Source organism: Streptomyces sp. NPDC056160 (assembly GCF_042268205.1).
GTDB lineage: Bacteria > Actinomycetota > Actinomycetes > Streptomycetales > Streptomycetaceae > Streptomyces.
In genome coordinates this window covers 1-17316 of the sequence record NZ_JBHJUW010000163.1, presented here as the reverse complement: position 1 = coordinate 17316, position 17316 = coordinate 1, and the positions used below count along the sequence as shown (strand labels likewise).

General features: G+C 74.5%; 11 protein-coding genes. 7 read left to right on the top strand and 4 right to left on the bottom strand.

Going from position 1 to position 17316, the window contains the following annotated elements; genetic code table 11:
- Positions 1–89: 89 nt before the first annotated feature.
- The gene (locus tag ACFC02_RS36620; protein ID WP_376366568.1) at positions 90–2285 is read right to left on the bottom strand and encodes an ATP/GTP-binding protein; all 2196 of its coding nucleotides are present in this window, start codon (positions 2283–2285) and stop codon (positions 90–92) included.
- Between the two features lie 326 nt (positions 2286–2611).
- Here ACFC02_RS36620 and ACFC02_RS36615 point away from each other — a divergent pair, with 326 nt between their 5' ends.
- The 3 genes from ACFC02_RS36615 to ACFC02_RS36605 all read left to right on the top strand — a co-directional run bounded on the left by ACFC02_RS36615 (position 2612) and on the right by ACFC02_RS36605 (position 6426).
- Complete coding sequence (locus tag ACFC02_RS36615) at positions 2612–2758, top strand: hypothetical protein (protein ID WP_376366566.1); 147 nt, start codon at positions 2612–2614, stop codon at positions 2756–2758.
- 382 nt (positions 2759–3140) lie between these two features.
- Entirely contained in the window at positions 3141–3782 is a 642-nt protein-coding gene (locus tag ACFC02_RS36610; protein WP_376366564.1) for a class I SAM-dependent DNA methyltransferase, read from the top strand.
- Between the two features lie 370 nt (positions 3783–4152).
- Positions 4153–6426 (top strand): helix-turn-helix domain-containing protein, encoded by a 2274-nt coding sequence (locus ACFC02_RS36605; protein WP_376366562.1) that lies wholly within the window; start codon positions 4153–4155, stop codon positions 6424–6426.
- A gap of 20 nt (positions 6427–6446) precedes the next feature.
- Here the strand turns inward: ACFC02_RS36605 and ACFC02_RS36600 are convergent, their stop codons facing one another.
- Positions 6447–7115 (bottom strand): TetR/AcrR family transcriptional regulator, encoded by a 669-nt coding sequence (locus tag ACFC02_RS36600; protein ID WP_376366560.1) that lies wholly within the window; start codon positions 7113–7115, stop codon positions 6447–6449.
- Between the two features lie 133 nt (positions 7116–7248).
- Positions 7249–9768, bottom strand: a complete 2520-nt coding sequence (locus ACFC02_RS36595) for an FtsX-like permease family protein (protein WP_376366558.1) — start codon at positions 9766–9768, stop codon at positions 7249–7251.
- A gap of 184 nt (positions 9769–9952) precedes the next feature.
- Between ACFC02_RS36595 and ACFC02_RS36590 the strand changes: the two genes are divergently transcribed.
- A complete protein-coding gene (locus tag ACFC02_RS36590; protein ID WP_376366556.1) occupies positions 9953–11317 on the top strand; it encodes a sensor histidine kinase in 1365 nt (454 codons plus the stop codon).
- The gene (locus ACFC02_RS36585; protein ID WP_376366554.1) at positions 11314–12033 is read left to right on the top strand and encodes a response regulator; all 720 of its coding nucleotides are present in this window, start codon (positions 11314–11316) and stop codon (positions 12031–12033) included. The genes ACFC02_RS36590 and ACFC02_RS36585 overlap by 4 nt, the downstream gene beginning before the upstream one ends.
- A gap of 30 nt (positions 12034–12063) precedes the next feature.
- Here ACFC02_RS36585 and ACFC02_RS36580 read toward each other — a convergent pair whose 3' ends face one another.
- Positions 12064–14244, bottom strand: coding sequence for an alpha-galactosidase (locus ACFC02_RS36580; RefSeq protein WP_376366552.1), 2181 nt, complete (start codon positions 14242–14244; stop codon positions 12064–12066).
- Positions 14245–14441: 197 nt separating this feature from the next.
- Here ACFC02_RS36580 and ACFC02_RS36575 point away from each other — a divergent pair, with 197 nt between their 5' ends.
- Positions 14442–15650: an ROK family protein gene (locus ACFC02_RS36575; protein WP_376366550.1), complete on the top strand. Its 1209-nt coding sequence runs from the start codon at positions 14442–14444 to the stop codon at positions 15648–15650.
- Positions 15651–15957: 307 nt separating this feature from the next.
- Complete coding sequence (locus ACFC02_RS36570) at positions 15958–17244, top strand: ABC transporter substrate-binding protein (protein WP_376366548.1); 1287 nt, start codon at positions 15958–15960, stop codon at positions 17242–17244.
- Positions 17245–17316: the final 72 nt, after the last annotated feature.

Genomic DNA, 17316 nt, shown 5'->3' with positions numbered 1-17316 from the left:
GTCATCCGTCAGAACCACTTCGACCGTCGGCCGACCCATGCGCGCCATGAGCCCAGCATACTTCTACGGCTTTCCTAAGACTCGGGACACTAGTGCCGCCCGCCCCGCCGCCGGGAGCGGTCCGGGAGCCAGAAGGTACGGGACATGACCTTCTGCTCGTGCTTGGTCTCCTCCCGCGTCAACTCGTCCCTGAACTGCCCGCCGTGCGCCCGCAGGGCCGCGGCGGCCAGCCGTTGCGCGCATCCGTCCAGCATGGCCGCGCGCAGGGCGGTGACCAGGGCTGCCTGGTCGGCGAGCGAACGGGCGCCGACCGTGTGGTGCACCAGGCGTCGCAGCACACCCTCGACCCGGGGACCGCCCCCGCCGATCGAGTCGAGCCGCCTGGCCAGCAGGACCACGTCGACGACCGGGCAGCGCAGGAACCTGTCCTGGATGACCGCGTCCAGATGGAAGCCGAGCGAGGCCGATTCGAGGGCGAGCAGCAGGGACGCCACGGTCGATTCCCCCATGCCGGCGGCGTGTTCGCACAGGACGTCCAGACGGGCGTAGCGCGACCCGGCCTGGGCGAGGGCCGCGAGGAACAGGCCCGCGTGGCCCACGAGTTCGTCGTACACGATGCACCGGAACACGACCTCGGCGGGCTCGGGCAGACCGAACCGCTCCAGGCAGGTCAGCAGGGTGCCGGCCTCCTCCGGAGCCAGGAGCCGCGCCGCCGCCCCCATCACCGCCTCCGCGCCCGGCGCCATGGTGCCCAGCAGCTCGATCAGCCGTGCGACCTGCTCGACGGTACGCGCCCGCACGGTCAGCACCAGCAGGTTGGCCGCGAACTGGTGGCGTCCGGTGAGGTACAACTCGCTGATCAGGACGGCGACGTCGTCGACGGGCCGGTGCTCGGCGGCACCGCACAGCACCGTCCAGGCCCGGTTGTCCCGCAGCGCCTGCACGAGGGGGATGAGGTGCCCGACGTTGCGCTTCTGCGTCCGGACGAAGACGGTCTCGGCGTCCTGCCGCAGCCCGTGGCGGCCGAGCGCGCGGATGAACTCGGCCACATCCGAGGCGGACCGCTTGCCGGCCGCTGCCTGCTGCAGGGCGTCGGCGTACCGTCCCAGGCACGTCTCCCGCAGCATGATGCTCAGCGTCACCAGCTCGGTCACCGGGCCTTCGGCGGCGGCGGCGGACATCGCGGCGGCCACGGCGCCGTCGAGTTCGCCGCCGGCCAGGGCGAGGGCGACGGACACGAGGTCGGCGGCGGGCCGGACGACGGCCGCCGCCCCGAGCAGGCTCGCGGCGTGCTCGTCCAGCCCACTGCGGCGCAGCGCCAGCGCGAACGTGGCCACTTCCTCGGGCTGGTGGAACTTCACCGACGCCCGTACCAGGATCAGGACGTACTCCTCCATGCCCTCGCGGAACAGTTCCCTTGCCAGGGCGCTGGTGTCGTCGAGCGGGCGCGCCATCACCATGGCCGGCAGGGCGGTCTGCGCGTGCGCGTCGAAGCCCGCCTGCCGCAGCGCGGACAGCAGGCCCGCCACCTCCTCGACGGTGCGGGACTGGCTGGCGGCCCTGACCAGTTCGCTCGCCATCGCCTTGCGGGTGCGCAGTTCGAGGTCGCCGACGGCCCGCACCAGTTCGGGCACCGACGACCTGCGGTCCGCCGCCTCCAGCATGCTCATGATCGAAGGCGGGTCGCCGTCCTCCGCCCCCTCCCCGCCCAGCTCCTGGAGGCTCTCCAGGCGGGTCTCCAGCCGTTGGCACCGGTCCTCGGCGGCGATCAGTTCGGCACGGGTGACCGCGAGCGACTCCTCCAGGTAGATCACCTGCTCCTGGAGGTCCCCGCACTCCTCCTGCAGACGCACGTACTCGCCCTGCCACAGGACCACTTCGCCCCGGTGCGCGAGGTGCTGCTCCTCCAGCCGCTCCTCCAGGTTCCGGCACCGGCCCCGTACGTTCGCCAGGCGGCCCTCGCGGTCGCGCAACGCCTCTTCCAGGGCCCGCTGCCGCGTCGTGATCCGCCGGGTGTCCTCGTCGGCCTCGGCCAGCTTGTCCTGGAGGGCCTGCACCTCGCTGCTGTGCCGGTTGCTGCGCAGCGCCTCCCGGTGCAGCTCCCGCAGGGCGGCCTCCGCCTCGGGAGTGAGGGCGGCCTGCGCCTCCTGGACGTCCTCGATGACCCCGGCCACGAAGTCCCACGGCGGAACCCGCTCACCGCTGAGGTAACGGGTCACGGAACTCGGGTTGAGGAAACGGCGCGCCGCGTAACGCCGCACGCTGATCCCGAGCGCGAGGAACACCCGCCGCAGGTCCTCCGCCAGCGCGCGCTTCTCGGGGGCCAGGCCGTCCTACAACGGGGCCAGGACCACCGGCCGCGCCCGCCCCGCCACGGCCGTCCCGCCCTCGGCGGGCACCTTTCCGTCGTACATCCCGCCAGTATCGCGTCACCCCAACGCCCCTGGGCCTTGAGACGTGTTGCCACCTGCGACGGCAACACCCGGGCATGCTGCCACCGCGATCGGCAACGGCCGCAAGGGCTTTCGGCGCCCTCGCCCCGCCGGTGATCGGCCACGATCGGTACCGGTCCGAGGGGCTCGCCCCCATCGTGAGCGGGAGGAACGACATCATGACCACGACCGACGACGCCACGCCGTCTCACGCCGCACGGGTGCTCTTCTGGCGCCGTCTGGCCCGGCAGGCGGCCCTCGGCGCGGCGGGGGCCGCCGGTTCGGGTGCGGTGAGCCTGCTGCTGTGGTGGCTGCGGGGCGGCTGAGCGGCCGTCCCACCGGGGCGGGGCTGCCTGGCGACCGTCGCGGAGCGGGTCACGCCGTTCACGGCGGCGCCGCCCGAGGAGGGCCAAGACCCGTCCGGGCTGGGCCACCCGGAACTGGTCGACGCCCTCGCCCCCCGGCCGCTCGAAGCCTTCACCGGCCTCCAGGAACCGGTCAGTCTCCGGGCTGTCGGCCGGCGTACGGACATGACCACGTACTTCCGCTTCCCCGTCTACCCGGTGGCCGCGACGTCCCACGGCCCGCCCGGCGCCCCGCGGCCTTCCCGGTCACCGCGCCGGCGTCCCGCGACGACCGAGGCGTGCCCCGGCGGATGCCCATGCCCCCCTTCCGGGGGACCCCGGCCGGGGCCTAGGGTCCTCGCCTGTGACTGAATCCGCCTCCCACCTGTCCACCACCGCCGACGCCTACGACGCCGTCGCGGTCCTCTACGCCGACCTGTTCCGCGACGCGCTGGACGGCTTCCCGCTGGACCGCGCGGTGCTCGCGGCGTTCGCCGACTGCGTGCGGAGCGCCGGCGCCGGGCCCGTGGCCGAACTGGGCTGCGGGCCCGGCGCGGTGACCGCCCACCTGAGGGACCTGGGGCTGGACGTGTCCGGCGTCGACCTGTCCCCGGTGATGATCGACCTCGCCCACCAGGCCTACCCGGACCTGCGCTTCGAGGTCGGTTCCATGGACGCCCTGGATCTCGGGGACGGAACGCTCGACGGCATCGTCTCCTGGTACTCGGTCATCCACACCCCGCCGCGGGACCTGCCCGCCCACTTCGCCGAGTTCGGGCGCGTGCTGGCGCCCGGCGGCCACCTCCTGCTCGCCTTCTTCGAGTCGGAGGGCGAGCCGGTCACGGCGTTCGACCACAAGGTGACGACCGCCTACCGGTGGCCGATCGACGGCCTGGCCCGGCTGGCGGGTGACGCCGGGTTCACCGAGATCGGCCGCATGCTGCGCGAGCCGGGCGAACAGGAACGCTTCCGCCGGGGGCACCTGCTCATGCGCCGCGCCGGCTGACCCGTCGGCAGAGGGGGGAGCCGCGCGGCCGTCCGGCGCGGCTCCGCCCCTTCCGAGCCGGTCGGCGGCCGCCGGCCGGTGGCGACCGGCAGCACGTCCCGGTCGGAGAACGACGCCGGGGACGCGGCCCCGGCGATCTCCTCCAGCGACTCCCGCGACCGCGCCGGTGACCCGGCGGACGGCTGCGCCGCACCCGGTACCGGCCGGGCCGGCGCCGTGACCGCCTTTCGCCGGGCTCCGGCGGCTTCGGACCGCGGGACCCGGGACGCGCCCCGCCGCCGCGGACCCGCCATGTGAGATGCGTACCGGAGGGTGATCGCGCAACGGCTAGGCTCGTCCGGTGGCGCCGGGCGCGGTCTTGGGGGTGGGGATGGACAGGAGCACGTTCGGCCGGTTGCTGCGTGAGGCGCGGCAGCGTTCGCTGCTGACGCTGGAGAGTCTGGCGGAGGTGTCCGGGGTGAGTGTCCGGGCCATCAGTGACATGGAGCGGGGCAGGAGTCTGCCGCGGCAGGCGACGCTGGCCGAGTTGATGGACGCGCTGGAGCTGGACGAGACGGAGCGGCGGCGTCTGGTGCAGGCGACCACCTCGGGGCGGCCCACCCGGCAGGTCCCGCAGCAACTGCCGCCCGACCTCGCGGTGTTCCGCGGCCGCCAGGAGGCGCTGGAGCGCGTGCACGGATTCACGGAACAGACCGCCGGGGACGGCCGCCACGCGGTCGTCTTCGCGATCGGGGGCATGGCCGGGGTGGGCAAGACCACGCTGGCCGTGCACTGGGCGCACCAGGTGGCGGACCGCTTCCCGGACGGCCAGCTGTACGTGAACCTGCGCGGCTTCGAGGACGCGGGCGCCCCGCTGGAGCCGGGGGAGGTCCTCGGCGGGTGCCTCCGCGCGCTCGGGATGACCAGCGCCGACATACCGCCCGGCGCCGGGGAGCGCGGTGCCCTGTTCCGGGAGCGGACGGCCGCCCTGCGGCTGATCGTGGTGCTGGACAACGCGCGCGACGCCGAGCAGGTACGGCCGCTGCTGCCCGCCTCGCCCGGGTGCCTGACGATCACCACCTCCCGCAACCAGTTGTTCGGGCTGGCCGGGACGGAGGGCTTCTCCCTGATCGGTCTGGACGTCTGGACGCCGCGCGAGGCGCTCGCCGCACTGGCCGCCAGGATCGGCGAGGACCGGTGCCGCGCCGAGCCCGAGGCGGCCGCCGAGCTGGTGGAACTGTGCGGGCACCTGCCGCTGGCGGTCGCCGTCGTCGGCGCCCAGCTCAGTGCCGCGCCCCGCATGGCCCTGCGGCGGGGCGCCCGCGAGCTGCGGGAGGCCACACCACGGCTGGACGCCCTGGCGGGCGACGACCGGCGGGTCGACGTGCGGGCCGTGTTCTCCTGGTCCTACCGGGCCCTCGACTCCGGGACCGCACGATTCTTCCGCCACCTGTCCCTGCACCCCGGCCCTGCGGTGTCCGCCGAGGCCGCCGCCTCCCTCGCGGGCGCCGGGATGGCCGAGGCCCGCCGCCACCTGCGCGAACTGACCACCGCCAGTCTGCTGTCCCGCGACGCCGACGGCCGCTACGTCGTGCACGACCTGGTGCGTGCCTACGGCACCGAACTCGGCGAACATGAGGGGGACGACCGCCACGGCGCCGAGGCACGCCTCCTGGACTACCTGCGCCACAACGCCCTGACGGCAGGGCAGGCGCTCGACGCGCGCCTGGGTGCCGAACCGGCCGGTGCCCCGGCCCTGGGCGTCGTGCCGGTCGCGGTCGACGGCCGGGCGGACGCGCTGGCCTGGTTCCGCCAGGAGGAGGCGACCACGGCCGCCGCTCTGCGGACCCTGGACGACCCACGGCTGCGGCACCGGCGCGCCGCGCTTCCGCCGGCCTGGGTCGGGTACAACGCGGTCGCGGGCCGCTGGGCCGAGGAGATCTCGGCCGAGCGCATCGGCCTCGACGCGGCCCTCCTCCTCGACGACCCGGTCGCCATCGCCAGGACCGGCGCGAACCTGGCCCGCGCGCTGGCCGAGACGGGCCAGTCGTCCGAGGCCGACGAACAGGTCGACCTGCTGCTCAAGCATGTGCACCGGCTGGAGCCCGCGGAGCGGGCCGCCACCGAGCGGAGCATCGGCTGGGTGCGCGGCCGGCAGCAGCGCTACGGCGAGGCGCTGCACCACGCGCGCAGCGCCCTGGCGCTGTACCGCACCGTGGGCCGGCCCGCCCTGCTCGCCCGTGAACTCAACGCCGTCGGCTGGTACCTCGCGCTGCTCGGCGAGTACCGGGAGGCGATCACCATGTGCGAGGAGGCGCTGCCCATCCTCCAGGCGGGCGGCAACCGCCGTAACGAGGCCGCGACCTGGGACAGCATCGCCTACGCCCGCCAACGCCTGGGCGAGTTCGGCACGGCGGTCGCGAACTACCGGACGGCGCTGGGGCTGCTCGAAGCGCTCCAGGACGACTACAACCAGGCCGAGGTGCTGGACCACCTGGCGTCCGCGCAACTGGAGTTGGGGGACGAGGCCGAGGCGCGGGCTAGCTGGACACGGGCGGCCGATCTGTTGCGGGCGTTCGGCAGCCCGCGCGCCGAGCGGATGCGGGCCAAGGCCAAGGCGCTGCCCAGGCCGGCGGCCCACCGCGCCGAGCGGGACGGTTCCTGAGCCGGGCCGCGCCGTATTCCTCAGCCGGTGGCGGAGTGCGCCGCACGGCGCACGTCCGCCGCACGGCTTGCGTCCGCCACGCGGCCCGCGTCCGTCGGGTCCGCAGCGCGCAGTCGGGCGATCCCCCAGTCCAACGCGGCCTCCAGGTGGGTGACCCGGCCCGTCGCGAGCAGCAGCGCGACCCCGCCCTGGATGCCGGCCAGCAGCGCCGCCGCGGCCGTATCCACGTCGAACGCCTCAGGCAGGCGGCCGGTGGGCACCAGCGCCCTGATGCCGTCGGCGATGTGCTCCTGCCACCTGTGCATCAGCTCGACGACCACGGCCCGCGCGCCGGGAGAAGCCGTGCCGACCTGTCCGAGCAGGGAGCCGAGGGGACACGTGTCTCCTTGGTCCCGGTACCGTGCGACGACCGAGTCCCGCCACCGGTACCACGCCTCCCAGTCGTCCAGGTGCCCCAGGTACGGCTGCTGGTCGTCCAGGACCCGGCCGGCCTCGAAGTGGGCGACGGCGAGCAGGAGCTGGTCCCGGCCCCCGGGAAAGTAGTGGAACAACTGGCTCTTGCTGGTCCGCGTCCGCTCGCGGATGTCGTCGAGTGTCGCCGTGAGGCCCGCTTCCCGCAGGACCTCGGAGGCACCGACGACGATGCGCTGCCGCGTCGCCTGCCCCTTGGGTGTCAGAGCGTGGCCCATGCCCCCGCCTCCTTCAGCCCTTTCACCGGATCAGCGCGGTTCATTCTACGACCGCCGGTGTCGCCGCCCCCGGCCCTGAGACCGCCCGACCCCCACCCGCGGGACTCGGCCCACCGGGATCCACCAGGAGGGCCTAGCCCACCGCCCGGGTCACCGGCACCCGGGCCGCCCGCGCTCCGGGGCCCAGCGCGGCCAGTACCCCGATCACGGCCGCGCCGAGGAAGAACAGCAGCAGGGCCGTCCACGGCAGGCAGACCACCGCGCCCGGCTGGCCGGACACCGCCGCCACCCCCGCCGCGCCGCCCGCCAGGATGCCCAGCCCGGCGCCCAGCAGGGACACCACGACCGACTCCACGCGCAGCATGGAACGCACCCCCGCCCGGTCCAGGCCCACGGCACGCAGCAGCCCGATCTCCCGCACCCGTTCGAACACCGCCATGCCCATGGTGTTGGCGACTCCCAGCGCCCCGATCCCGACCGTGACACTGAGCATCGCGTACAGCACGGACAACAGCGGCCCGAACGCCTCGGCCGCCTCCCGTCCCGCGTCCCCCCGGTCCTGGACGACCAGCAGCGGGTTGTCCAGGGTGCGGCGGATGTCCTCCTTGAGGGCGGCGGTACGGCCCGGCTCCGCGCGGACGAGTACCGAGGTCACCGGCCCGCCGCGCGCCGCCCCGGCCCCCGCCAGGGCGCCCTCCGGGAGCAGGGCCGGGCCCAGCGCCTCGGGGCCGTCGTACACCGCGACGACCGTACGGTCGAGGGCGGGGCCGTCCGGCACCCCGGCGTCGGACAGCTCCCGGCCGGTGAGGCGGTCGCCCGGTTTCCAGCCGTGCTCCGCGGCGAGCGCCGACGTGACGGCGACACCCCGGGCGAGGTCGTCCAGGGACCCGGCGCGCACGGTGAGGCCGCCGAGGCGCCCTTGTCCCACGGCGTCCGGATCGACGACGGCCGTCCACAGCGTCGAGCCGTCGCGCAGGCGGAACGTGTCCTCCCGGACCGAGGTGACCGCCGCCGCGTGCGGCAGCCGGGCGACCTCCCGTGCCGTGTCCGCGCCGACCTCGGCGAAGTCGACGGCGGTGATCCGCAGGTCCGTCGGCATCTCCGCCTCCGCCTTGCGGGCCGCCGTGGCGCTCAGCGAGGACAGTGCCACCGTGACCGCGCTGACGAGCGCCACACACACGGTGAGCGCCCCGGCGGTCGCCGCGGTGCGCCGGGGATTGCGGCACACGTTGGCCAGCGCGAGGACACCGCGCACCCCGCACACCCGCCGCAGCGGCGCGTGCAGCACACGTGTGAGCGGCGGAGCGAGCACCGGGACGAGCAGGACCAGCCCGGCGAGCAGCACCGGCAGGGCGACGGCGAGCACCGCGAGGTCCCCGCCCGCGAAAGCCAGCAGCAGGGCGCCCACGCCCGTGGCGGACAGCCCGGCGAGGGTGCGGCGCCGCAGCGAGGGTGCCGGGGCGGGCAGGTCGCTCCGCAGCGCCGCGACCGGTGCGACGGCCGAGGCACGCAGCGCGGGGACGTACGCGGACGCGGCCGTCACCGCGACCCCGACGGCGAGGGCCGTCAGCAGCGGGACGGGGGAGAAGGGGTCCGGCGACGCGCTTGCCGGGCCGGCGGCGGGCCCGAACAGGCGGCTCAGGGTCTCGGCCACGCCGATGCCGGCCCCGTACCCGGCCAGGGCCGCGACGGCACCGACCAGGGCCGCCTCGCCCAGCACGGTCCGCAGGACCCGCCCGCGGCTCGCGCCCACCGCCCGCAGCAGGGCGTGTTCCCTGGCCCGGGCGGCGCTCAGCATCGTGAAGGTGTTCCCCACCAGGAAGGCCGACAGGAGCAGGGCGATGCCCGCGAAGACCAGCAGCAGGGTGCCGAGTTTCGCGCGGTCCGGCGCCGCCGCGGCCTGTGCGTCCAGCTCCGCGCGGGGGACCGCCTCCAGACCGGGGGGCAGCGCCCGTGCCACGCGGTCCGCGAGCGCCGTGGGTGAGGTGCCGGGTGCGGCCGTGAGCGTCACCGAGGCGTACGCGCCCGGTTCCGCCGCGAACAGGGTACGCGCGGTGGCCTGGTCGAACGCGGTGACCGTGCCGCCGGCGGCGACGGCGGGGTCGTGGACGGTGAAGACACCGGTGAGCCGGACCGGGCGGACCTCGCCCGCCACGACGACCCGCACCCGGTCCCCGACCCGGTACCCGGCGCGCCGGGCCGCCCACCGGTCGACGGCGACCTCACCGGGGCCGTGCGGGCCGCGCCCGCGCGTCAGCGGATAGCGGGGGTCGGCCCCGCGCCGGTCCGGTACGAAGTTCACCCCGGCCGCCTCGGACGCCGGGCCCACCAGCGTGCCGTCGCGCGCCACGAGGAACGCCCGGCCCACCAGGGTGCCGCGCGCGCCGGCCACCCCGGGCAGCGCGGCGAGCCGCCGCCGCAGCGCCTCGTCCGGCGCCGCCGCGGACCCTTGCGCCGGCCCGGGGCCTCCCGCGCGCACCTCCACCGACACGTCGGGCCGCGACGCCCGCTGGAGCCGGTCGGCGCCCGCGGCCAGGGAGCGGGTGTACAGCAGCGAACCGCTGACACAGGCGACACCGATCAGCACGGCGAGGGCGGGCAGCGCGAAGCGGCGCAGATCACGGCGGACGGAGCGCAGGACGGTACGGAACATGAGGCCTTCCAGTGCGGTGGCCGGGGAGCGGGCGCCCGGGGAGGAGGGGCAGGTGTCCCGATCCTGGCCGCTGCCGGGGCGTGGGGGGATCAGCCGGAGGACCGAAACCGGGCGGCCGGTGTGCGCCGGGCCTCGGCCGAACGGTCGAGGTGCGGACCCGCGCGAGGCCGTAACCTGCACAGACATGAAGCAGCTCTTCGACGTCCCGGTGTCCCGGTGGACCGGCACTCCGGTGATCCGGTGGAACGGCGCCTCGGTCGGCCGGCGGATCGCGGTGGTGTGCGCCGCGGTTCTGCTGACGGCCGCGGTGGCCGCCGAGGGGGCGGACACCGGATCCGTGCCGGCCGCCGCGGCGTGGACGGTGTCCGGCGGGCTGGCGCTGGCCGCCGTCGCCGTCCCCCGCGACCGCTTCGGCCGGGTGGCGTCCGCCGCGGTCGCCGCGTCCTGCCTGCTGACCCTGGTCAGCAACCGTACGGGCGTCCGCGCCGAACACACCTTCGGCGTCGTCGAGTCGTCCGCGCTGCTCCTGGTCGTCGCCCGCGCGCTGCGCCTGCGCCCGCCGCTGCGGGCCACCACGCTGGCGGGTGGTGCGGTGGCCGCGCTCACGGTGATCTTCCTGCGGCTGCCCTCGGCCGAGTACGGCACGGTGGGTTCGTTCGCCGTCCCCGCCGTCTGGAGCGCCGCGGTCCTGGCAGCGGTGCTCGGCCTGTACCTGCGTCTGCTCGACCGGTTCCGGGAACGGGAGCACCAGGCCGCCCTGCAAGAGCAACGCCTTGACTACGCCCGGGAGTTGCACGACTTCGTCGGCCACCACGTGACCGCGGTCATCGCCCAGACCAAGGCCGTGCGCTTCGCCTCGGCCGCCGGCCGCCCACCGGGCCCCGAGGAACTGGACGGCATGCTCGCGGCCATCGAGGAGGCCGGTTCGCAGGCCATGCAGTCGATGCGGAGCATGGTGGCGGTGCTGCGCGACCCCAGGGAGAGCGGCCCCGTGGCGGGGCCCGGCGCCGGTCTCGGTGACCTGCGCGCGCTGACGGCGCGCTTCTCGGCGGCGGGCCCGGCCGTCGATCTCGCACTCGACCCGCGCCTGAGCGCCGGGGAGCTGCCGCCGGGCATCGCCACCACCGTGCACCAGGTCGTGCGCGAGTCCCTGACGAACGTGCGCAAGCACGCGCACGGCGCGAAGGCGGTCACCGTCGACGTCCGCCTCGGCGGCGACACCGGCCGGCCGGTGGTCCGGGTCTCGGTGTGCGACGACGCGGAGGCCGCCGGCCGGGGGGCCAAAGTCAACGCCCCGGCCCACCGGCCCCCGCGCGGCCAACGTTCGGGAACCGCGTCAGGAACGGCGCAGGGGGCCGGGTACGGATCGGGAACCGGCTCCGGGTACGGCCTGGTCGGGCTCTGCGAACGCGCGGCCATGGTCGGCGGAACCGTCACGGCGGGCCCGCGCGCCGGTGTCGGCTGGGTCGTCGAGGCCGACATCCCGCTGCCCGGCCCCTTGCCCCTCGCTGCCGCGGACGTCCCGGCGGCTGACACCCTGGACCCATGACGACGATCAGGATTCTCATCGCCGACGACCAGCAGATGATCCGCTCGGCCTACGGCATGATCCTCGGCTCCCAGCCCGACATGGAGATCGTCGCTTCGGTGGCCGACGGCGCCACCGCGGTCCAGGAGGCCAGGCGCCTGCGCCCCGACGTGTGCCTGCTGGACATCCGCATGCCCGGCCTCGACGGCCTGGAGGCGACCCGGCTGCTGGCGGGCCCGGAAGCGGAGGACCCGCTGAACGTGCTCATCGCGACCACGTTCGACGTGGACGAGTACGTGTACCGGGCCCTGCGCAACGGGGCCTGCGGTTTCCTGCTCAAGGACGGCTCTCCCGCGCTGCTCGTCGAAGCGGTCCGGGCCGTGGCCGCCGACAACGCCCTCATCTCGCCGTCGATCACGGTCCGGCTGCTGAAGCACATGACGCACGCGGCCGCGGAAGCCGTGACGCGCCCCGAGCGCTTCAGGCCCGCGCCCAGGGAGCCGCGCAAGGCGCGCGAACTCCCGCTGACCGCCCGCGAGACGGACGTCGTACGACTGGTCGCGCGCGGCCGCACCAACGAGGAACTGGCGGCCGAGCTGCACGTCTCGCTCTCCACGGTGAAGACGCACCTGGGCAGCGTGCAGCGCAAGCTCGCCGCCCGCAACCGGGTGGAGATCGCCGCCTGGGCCTGGGAGAACGGCGTCTGCGGCGGCCGGGACGAGCGGGACCGGCCGTAGCGGCCCGGGACCGGCACCTCGGCCGGGGCGTCACGGCAGCCGCACCAGATGCACGGCACGGCTCGCCCAGTCACCCGGCTCCAGGCCGGGGTGGAAGCCGTACTCGGTGAGCACCGTGGCGTGATGGACCTCGCCCGTGCGCGAGTCGCGGTAACGGGCCCCGGCGGTGAGTCCCCGCAACCGCACCGGAAGCTGCGGGACCCCGTGACGCGGACCGCGCCGCCACGCCAGCACCAGCGTCTCGGCGCCGTCCCCGGCCGCGTACTGCACGACCGTCGCGCCCTCGCCGTGCGGACCGCGGAGCCGGTGGAGATCGCCCTGCTGGACCAGGTGCCGCACCTTCTTGTACTCGGCCACCAGCTCGGCCCCCTGCGCCAGTTCGGCCTCCGACCAGCGCGTCAGGTCGCCGCCGATGCCCAGCAGCCCGGCCATCGCGGCATGGAAGCGGAAACGCAGCGGAACCGTGCGCGAGGTCAGCTGGTTGGGCACGTCCGTCACCCAGGCGGACATGATCCGCGCCGGGTGGATCTGACCGAAGCCGTGCTGGATCACCAGCCGGTCGACCGCGTCGGTGTTGTCCGACACCCACGCCTGGTCGGTGCGGGCGAGAATGCCCAGGTCGACGCGTCCGCCGCCGCCGCTGCACGTCTCCACGCGCAGCCCCGGGTGATCGGCGCGCAGCCGGTCCAGGACGCCGTACAGGTTGGCCACGTACGCCGTCCACAGCCGGTCGTCACCGTCACCGTCACCGTTACCGTCAGCGCTGCCGTCGTCATCGCCGTCCGGGCTGCCCGCGCCCTGCTGCCGCGGCCAGCCGGCCTCGCTGAAGGGGCGGTTCATGTCCCACTTGAGGAAGTCGATGCCGTGATCGCCGACCAGGCGGGTGAGCCACCCGTACGCCCATTCGGCGACGTCGTCCCGGGCGAAGTTCAGCACCAGTTGGTGGCGCAGCTCGGTGCGGGCCCGGCCGGGCACGTGCAGCACCCAGTCCGGGTGCGCGGGGTACAGGTCGCTGTCCGGGTTGACCATCTCCGGCTCGACCCACAGGCCGAAGCGCATGCCGAGCCCGTGCACCGCATCGGCCAGGGGACCCAGGCCGTCCGGGAAGCGCTCGGGGGACGGCGTCCAGTCACCCAGGCCCGCCCGGTCGTCGCGCCGCGCGCCGAACCAGCCGTCGTCGACGACGTACAGTTCGACACCCAGCGCGGCGGCCCGCTCGGCGAGCGCCTTCTGGCTCGCCTCGTCGACGTCGAAACCCGTGGCCTCCCAGGAGTTGTAGAGCACGGGTGCCACCTCCCCCGCGTGCGGCAGCACATGGCGGCGGACATACGTGTGCCACGCCCGGCTCGCCGCACCGAAGCCGCCCTCGGTGAACAGCCCGGCGAACACCGGCGTGGTGAACTCCTCGCCGGGCGCGAGCGGCACGGAGGTTCCCTCGTGGCCGACGCCCCCGGTGAACCCGGCGCGCCCGTCGGGTGTCCGCTGCACGGTGACGCGCCAGCTCCCGCTCCACGCCAGCGCCCCGCTCCACACCCGGCCCTGCTCCTCGGACGCCTCGCCGCCGTCCAGCATCAGCCACGGGCCGGCGTGGTGGCCGGTGATCCCGCGCCTGCTGGTCAGGACCGTCTCGCCGTGCGGCAGCGGATCGCGGCTCAGCCGGTTCTCCGCCGACCACTGGCCGGTGACGTGGCTGAGCCGGCAGCCGGGCAGCGGCGGCAGCGACCAGGCGGCCGAGTCGGCGCGCAGCAGGGCCAGGGGCCGGTCACCGGCGTTGCGCAGCACCGTACGCCGCTCGATGACGTCGGTGTCCTCGCGCACCGTGTAGTGCAGCGCCACGTGCAGGGGTTGGAGGCGGTCGCGGAACTCCAGGACCAGTTCGGCGCGGCCGGGTGAGGGTTCGAGGACGCGGTGCCCGACGGGCTCCCACTCGAAGCCGCGGGAGCCGTCCGCGTACCGCACCTGGAGGGAGGGCGGACCGTAGCGCGTGCCGCCGTCCACCGGCAGTTCCTCGCCGACCGGGGGCCGTCCCTCGAAGCTGCTCGCCACCGCCGGGAGCGGGCTGGCGAGGTCCGCCGCCTCCCGCAGGGTCAGCCGTGGACCCCACGCCAGGTGGCAGGGCGCACCCGTCCCGTCGACCCGCAGGGCGTAGGAGGTGCGGGGCGTGGTCAGCAGCCAGACCCCGCGGTCCGGGGCGTGGGAGATCATCGGCATCGGGCCTCACGTTCGCGAGAAGGGGTGACGGCGGCAGAGGACGGCGCGCTCGCAAGAGCCAAGCGCGACCTTCGACCTCATGTCAACACCCCTGCAACCACCTGCCTTTGGAAGAAGATCACCCCGCACAGGCAATCTTCAGAAGATTCTTGCTTCTTTCATTGACAGCGGAAAATAAGAGACCTAGGTTCCCGGCCATGTCCTCGCCCCCGTCCCCGCCCTTCCCCCGTCCGGCCGCCGCGGCGTACGCCGAGACGTTCCCGGCCCACACCCCCGCCGCCGCGCAGATCTTCACCACGCTCCTGTCCCGGGGCCCCCTCACCCGCACCGAGGCGGGCCGCCTGGCCGGGCTGTCCGCCGCGGCCGTCACCAAGGCGGTCCGGCCCCTGATCGAGGCCGGCTACCTGGTGGAGGACGCGGCCGAGGACGCCCGGCCCGCGCTGGGCAGGCCGGCGAACCTCGTACGGGTCGACGGCGGCCGGGCCCTGTTCATCGGGGTCAAGGTGACGGGCGACGAGATCATCGGCGTCCTCACCGACCTGTGCTGCCGCGTCCTGCTCGCCCGCCACCTGCCCCTCGCCGGCCGCGACCTGAGGACCGTCCTGGCGTCGGTGGCCGACCTGGTCGGCGAACTGCTCACCGAGGCGGACGGCTTCGGCGTGCGCGTCATGGGGCTCGGCATCGCCGTCTCCGGCGACGTGGACCGCGCCGAGGGCGTCGTACGGTACTCGCCGTTCCTCGACTGGCGGGACGTGCCGCTCGCCGAACTCGCCGCGGCGACCACAGGGCTGCCGGTCACCGTCGACAACGACGTGCGCGCCCTCACCGTCGCCGAGCAGTGGTTCGGCGCGGGCGTCGGACACTCCGACTTCGCGCTCGTGACGGTCGGCGCGGGCATCGGCTGCGGCCTGGTCGTGCACGGCCGGGTGGTCGCCGGCGCCCACGGCGTGGCCGGCGAGATCGGACACGTCACCGTCGACCCGGCCGGCCCGCCGTGCCGCTGCGGCAACCGCGGCTGCGTGGAGGCGATCGCCGGGGACGCCGCCATCGTCCAGCGGGTCCGGGATGCCACCGGCTCGGACGTCGCCGACGCCGCGCAGGCCGTGGCGCTGGCCCACCAGGGCGTCGCCGGGGCACGCGAGGCCTACGCGCGTGCCGGTGAGGCCATCGGACGGGGCATCGCCACCGTGGCCAACCTGCTCGGCCCCGAGCGCGTCATCATCTCCGGCGAGGGACTGGCCGCCTACGACCTGTTCGCCGAGCAGATCCGCGACGCGTTCACCGCCGCCGCCTTCGGCTCCGCAGCCCAGTGCGACGTACAGACCCGCCCGCTCCCCTTCGAGGAGTGGGCCCGAGGCGCGGCGGCCACGGCCATCCAGTCCTTCACCACCCGGCACACCCACTGATCGCCGAGCCCACCCGCCGACCGCGCAGGACCTGCACTGATCCCCCCGGACGTCCCCGACCGCAGGACATCCACTGATCCCCAGAACATCCCTCACCGCGCAGGACATCCACTGATCCCCAGAACGTCGCAGACCGCGCAGCGCGTCCACTGACCGCGCGGGACATCCACCCGCCACGCGCGGTCCGTGCAGGACACGCCTGCGGACACACACCCGCCCCCGCACACGAGCAGACATCCCCCGGGCACACCCTCTCCGCACACCTGCCCCCCCCGATCGTCCCCACACGCACGTACGAGGAGCAACCATGACGCAGCAGAGCCGCACGCCCCTGGCTGCGCCCGGCCCGGGCCGGCGCCGAGTCGTCGGCGGACTGTTCGGTCTGGGCGCCGCCGCCCTGGCAGCGCCCGTCCTCACCGCCTGCGGCGGGGGAGCGGGTGCCGACCCGAAGACGGTGACGTTCGGCTCCAACGGCGCCGACGCCACCCCGAAGTCCGCCTACGCCGCCCTCACCAAGTCCTTCACCGCCGGGTCGGGGCTGAAGGTGAAGACGAACACCGTCGACCACGACACGTTCCAGAAGTCCATCACCAGCTACCTCCAGGGCACCCCGGACGACGTGTTCACCTGGTTCGCCGGGTACCGCATGCAGTACTTCGCCAAGAAGGGCCTGTGCAGCCCCCTCGACGACGTCTGGGAGAAGGTGGGCGGCGGCTTCAGCGAGGCGACCAGGCAGCTGGCGCGCGGCGCCGACGGCAAGTACTACTTCGTGCCGCTGTACAACTACCCGTGGGCGGTCTTCTACCGAAAGAGCCTCTTCAAGGAACGAGGCTACCAAGTCCCGCGGAAGTGGGACGAGTTCATCGCGCTGGCCAAGCGGATGAAGAAGGACGGCCTCTCACCCGTGGCCTCCGGCTACGGCGGCGGCGACAGCTGGTCGGTCCTCGGCGCCTTCGACTACCTGAACCTGCGCGCCAACGGCTACGACTTCCACACCTCGCTGCTGCGCGGCCAGGTGCCCTGGACCGACCCGCGCACCGCCCGCGTCCTCGACCTGTGGCGCGAGCTGACGCCGTACTACCAGGCGAGCGGCGGCGGCCGGTCCTGGCAGGACGCCGCCCAGTCGCTGCTGGACAAGAAGTCCGGCATGGCGGTCATCGGCCTCTTCCTCGGCCAGCAGATCACCGACGAGTCCCTCCGCTCCGACCTCGACTTCTTCCCCTTCCCAGAGGTCGATCCCGCGCACGGCCAGGACACCGTGGAAGCGCCCACCGACGGCTTCATGCTCAGCCGCAAGCCGAAGAACCCCGAGGGGGCGAAGAAGTTCCTGGAGTTCCTCGGCACCGCGCGCGCCGAGCACACCTACATGGGCGTCGACCCGAGCAACCTCGCCGTCCACGAGCAGGCCGGCACCGGCTCGTACAACGCCCTCCAGAAGAAGTCCGCCGAGCTGATCGCCTCGGCGAAGCGCCATCAGTCAGTTCGCCGACCGCGACAGCGACCCCGGCTTCGTCTCCACCGTCCTGCTGCCCGGCCTGACAGTGAAGATATGACTGGTGGTTCCGCTGATAAGCCTGACTCGCCTACTGACTGACGTCATCGACTGTCCTGTTTGGGATTTGTCGGTTCATCGGCGGGGCCGCCATGCACGCGGCCGGACGGGCGT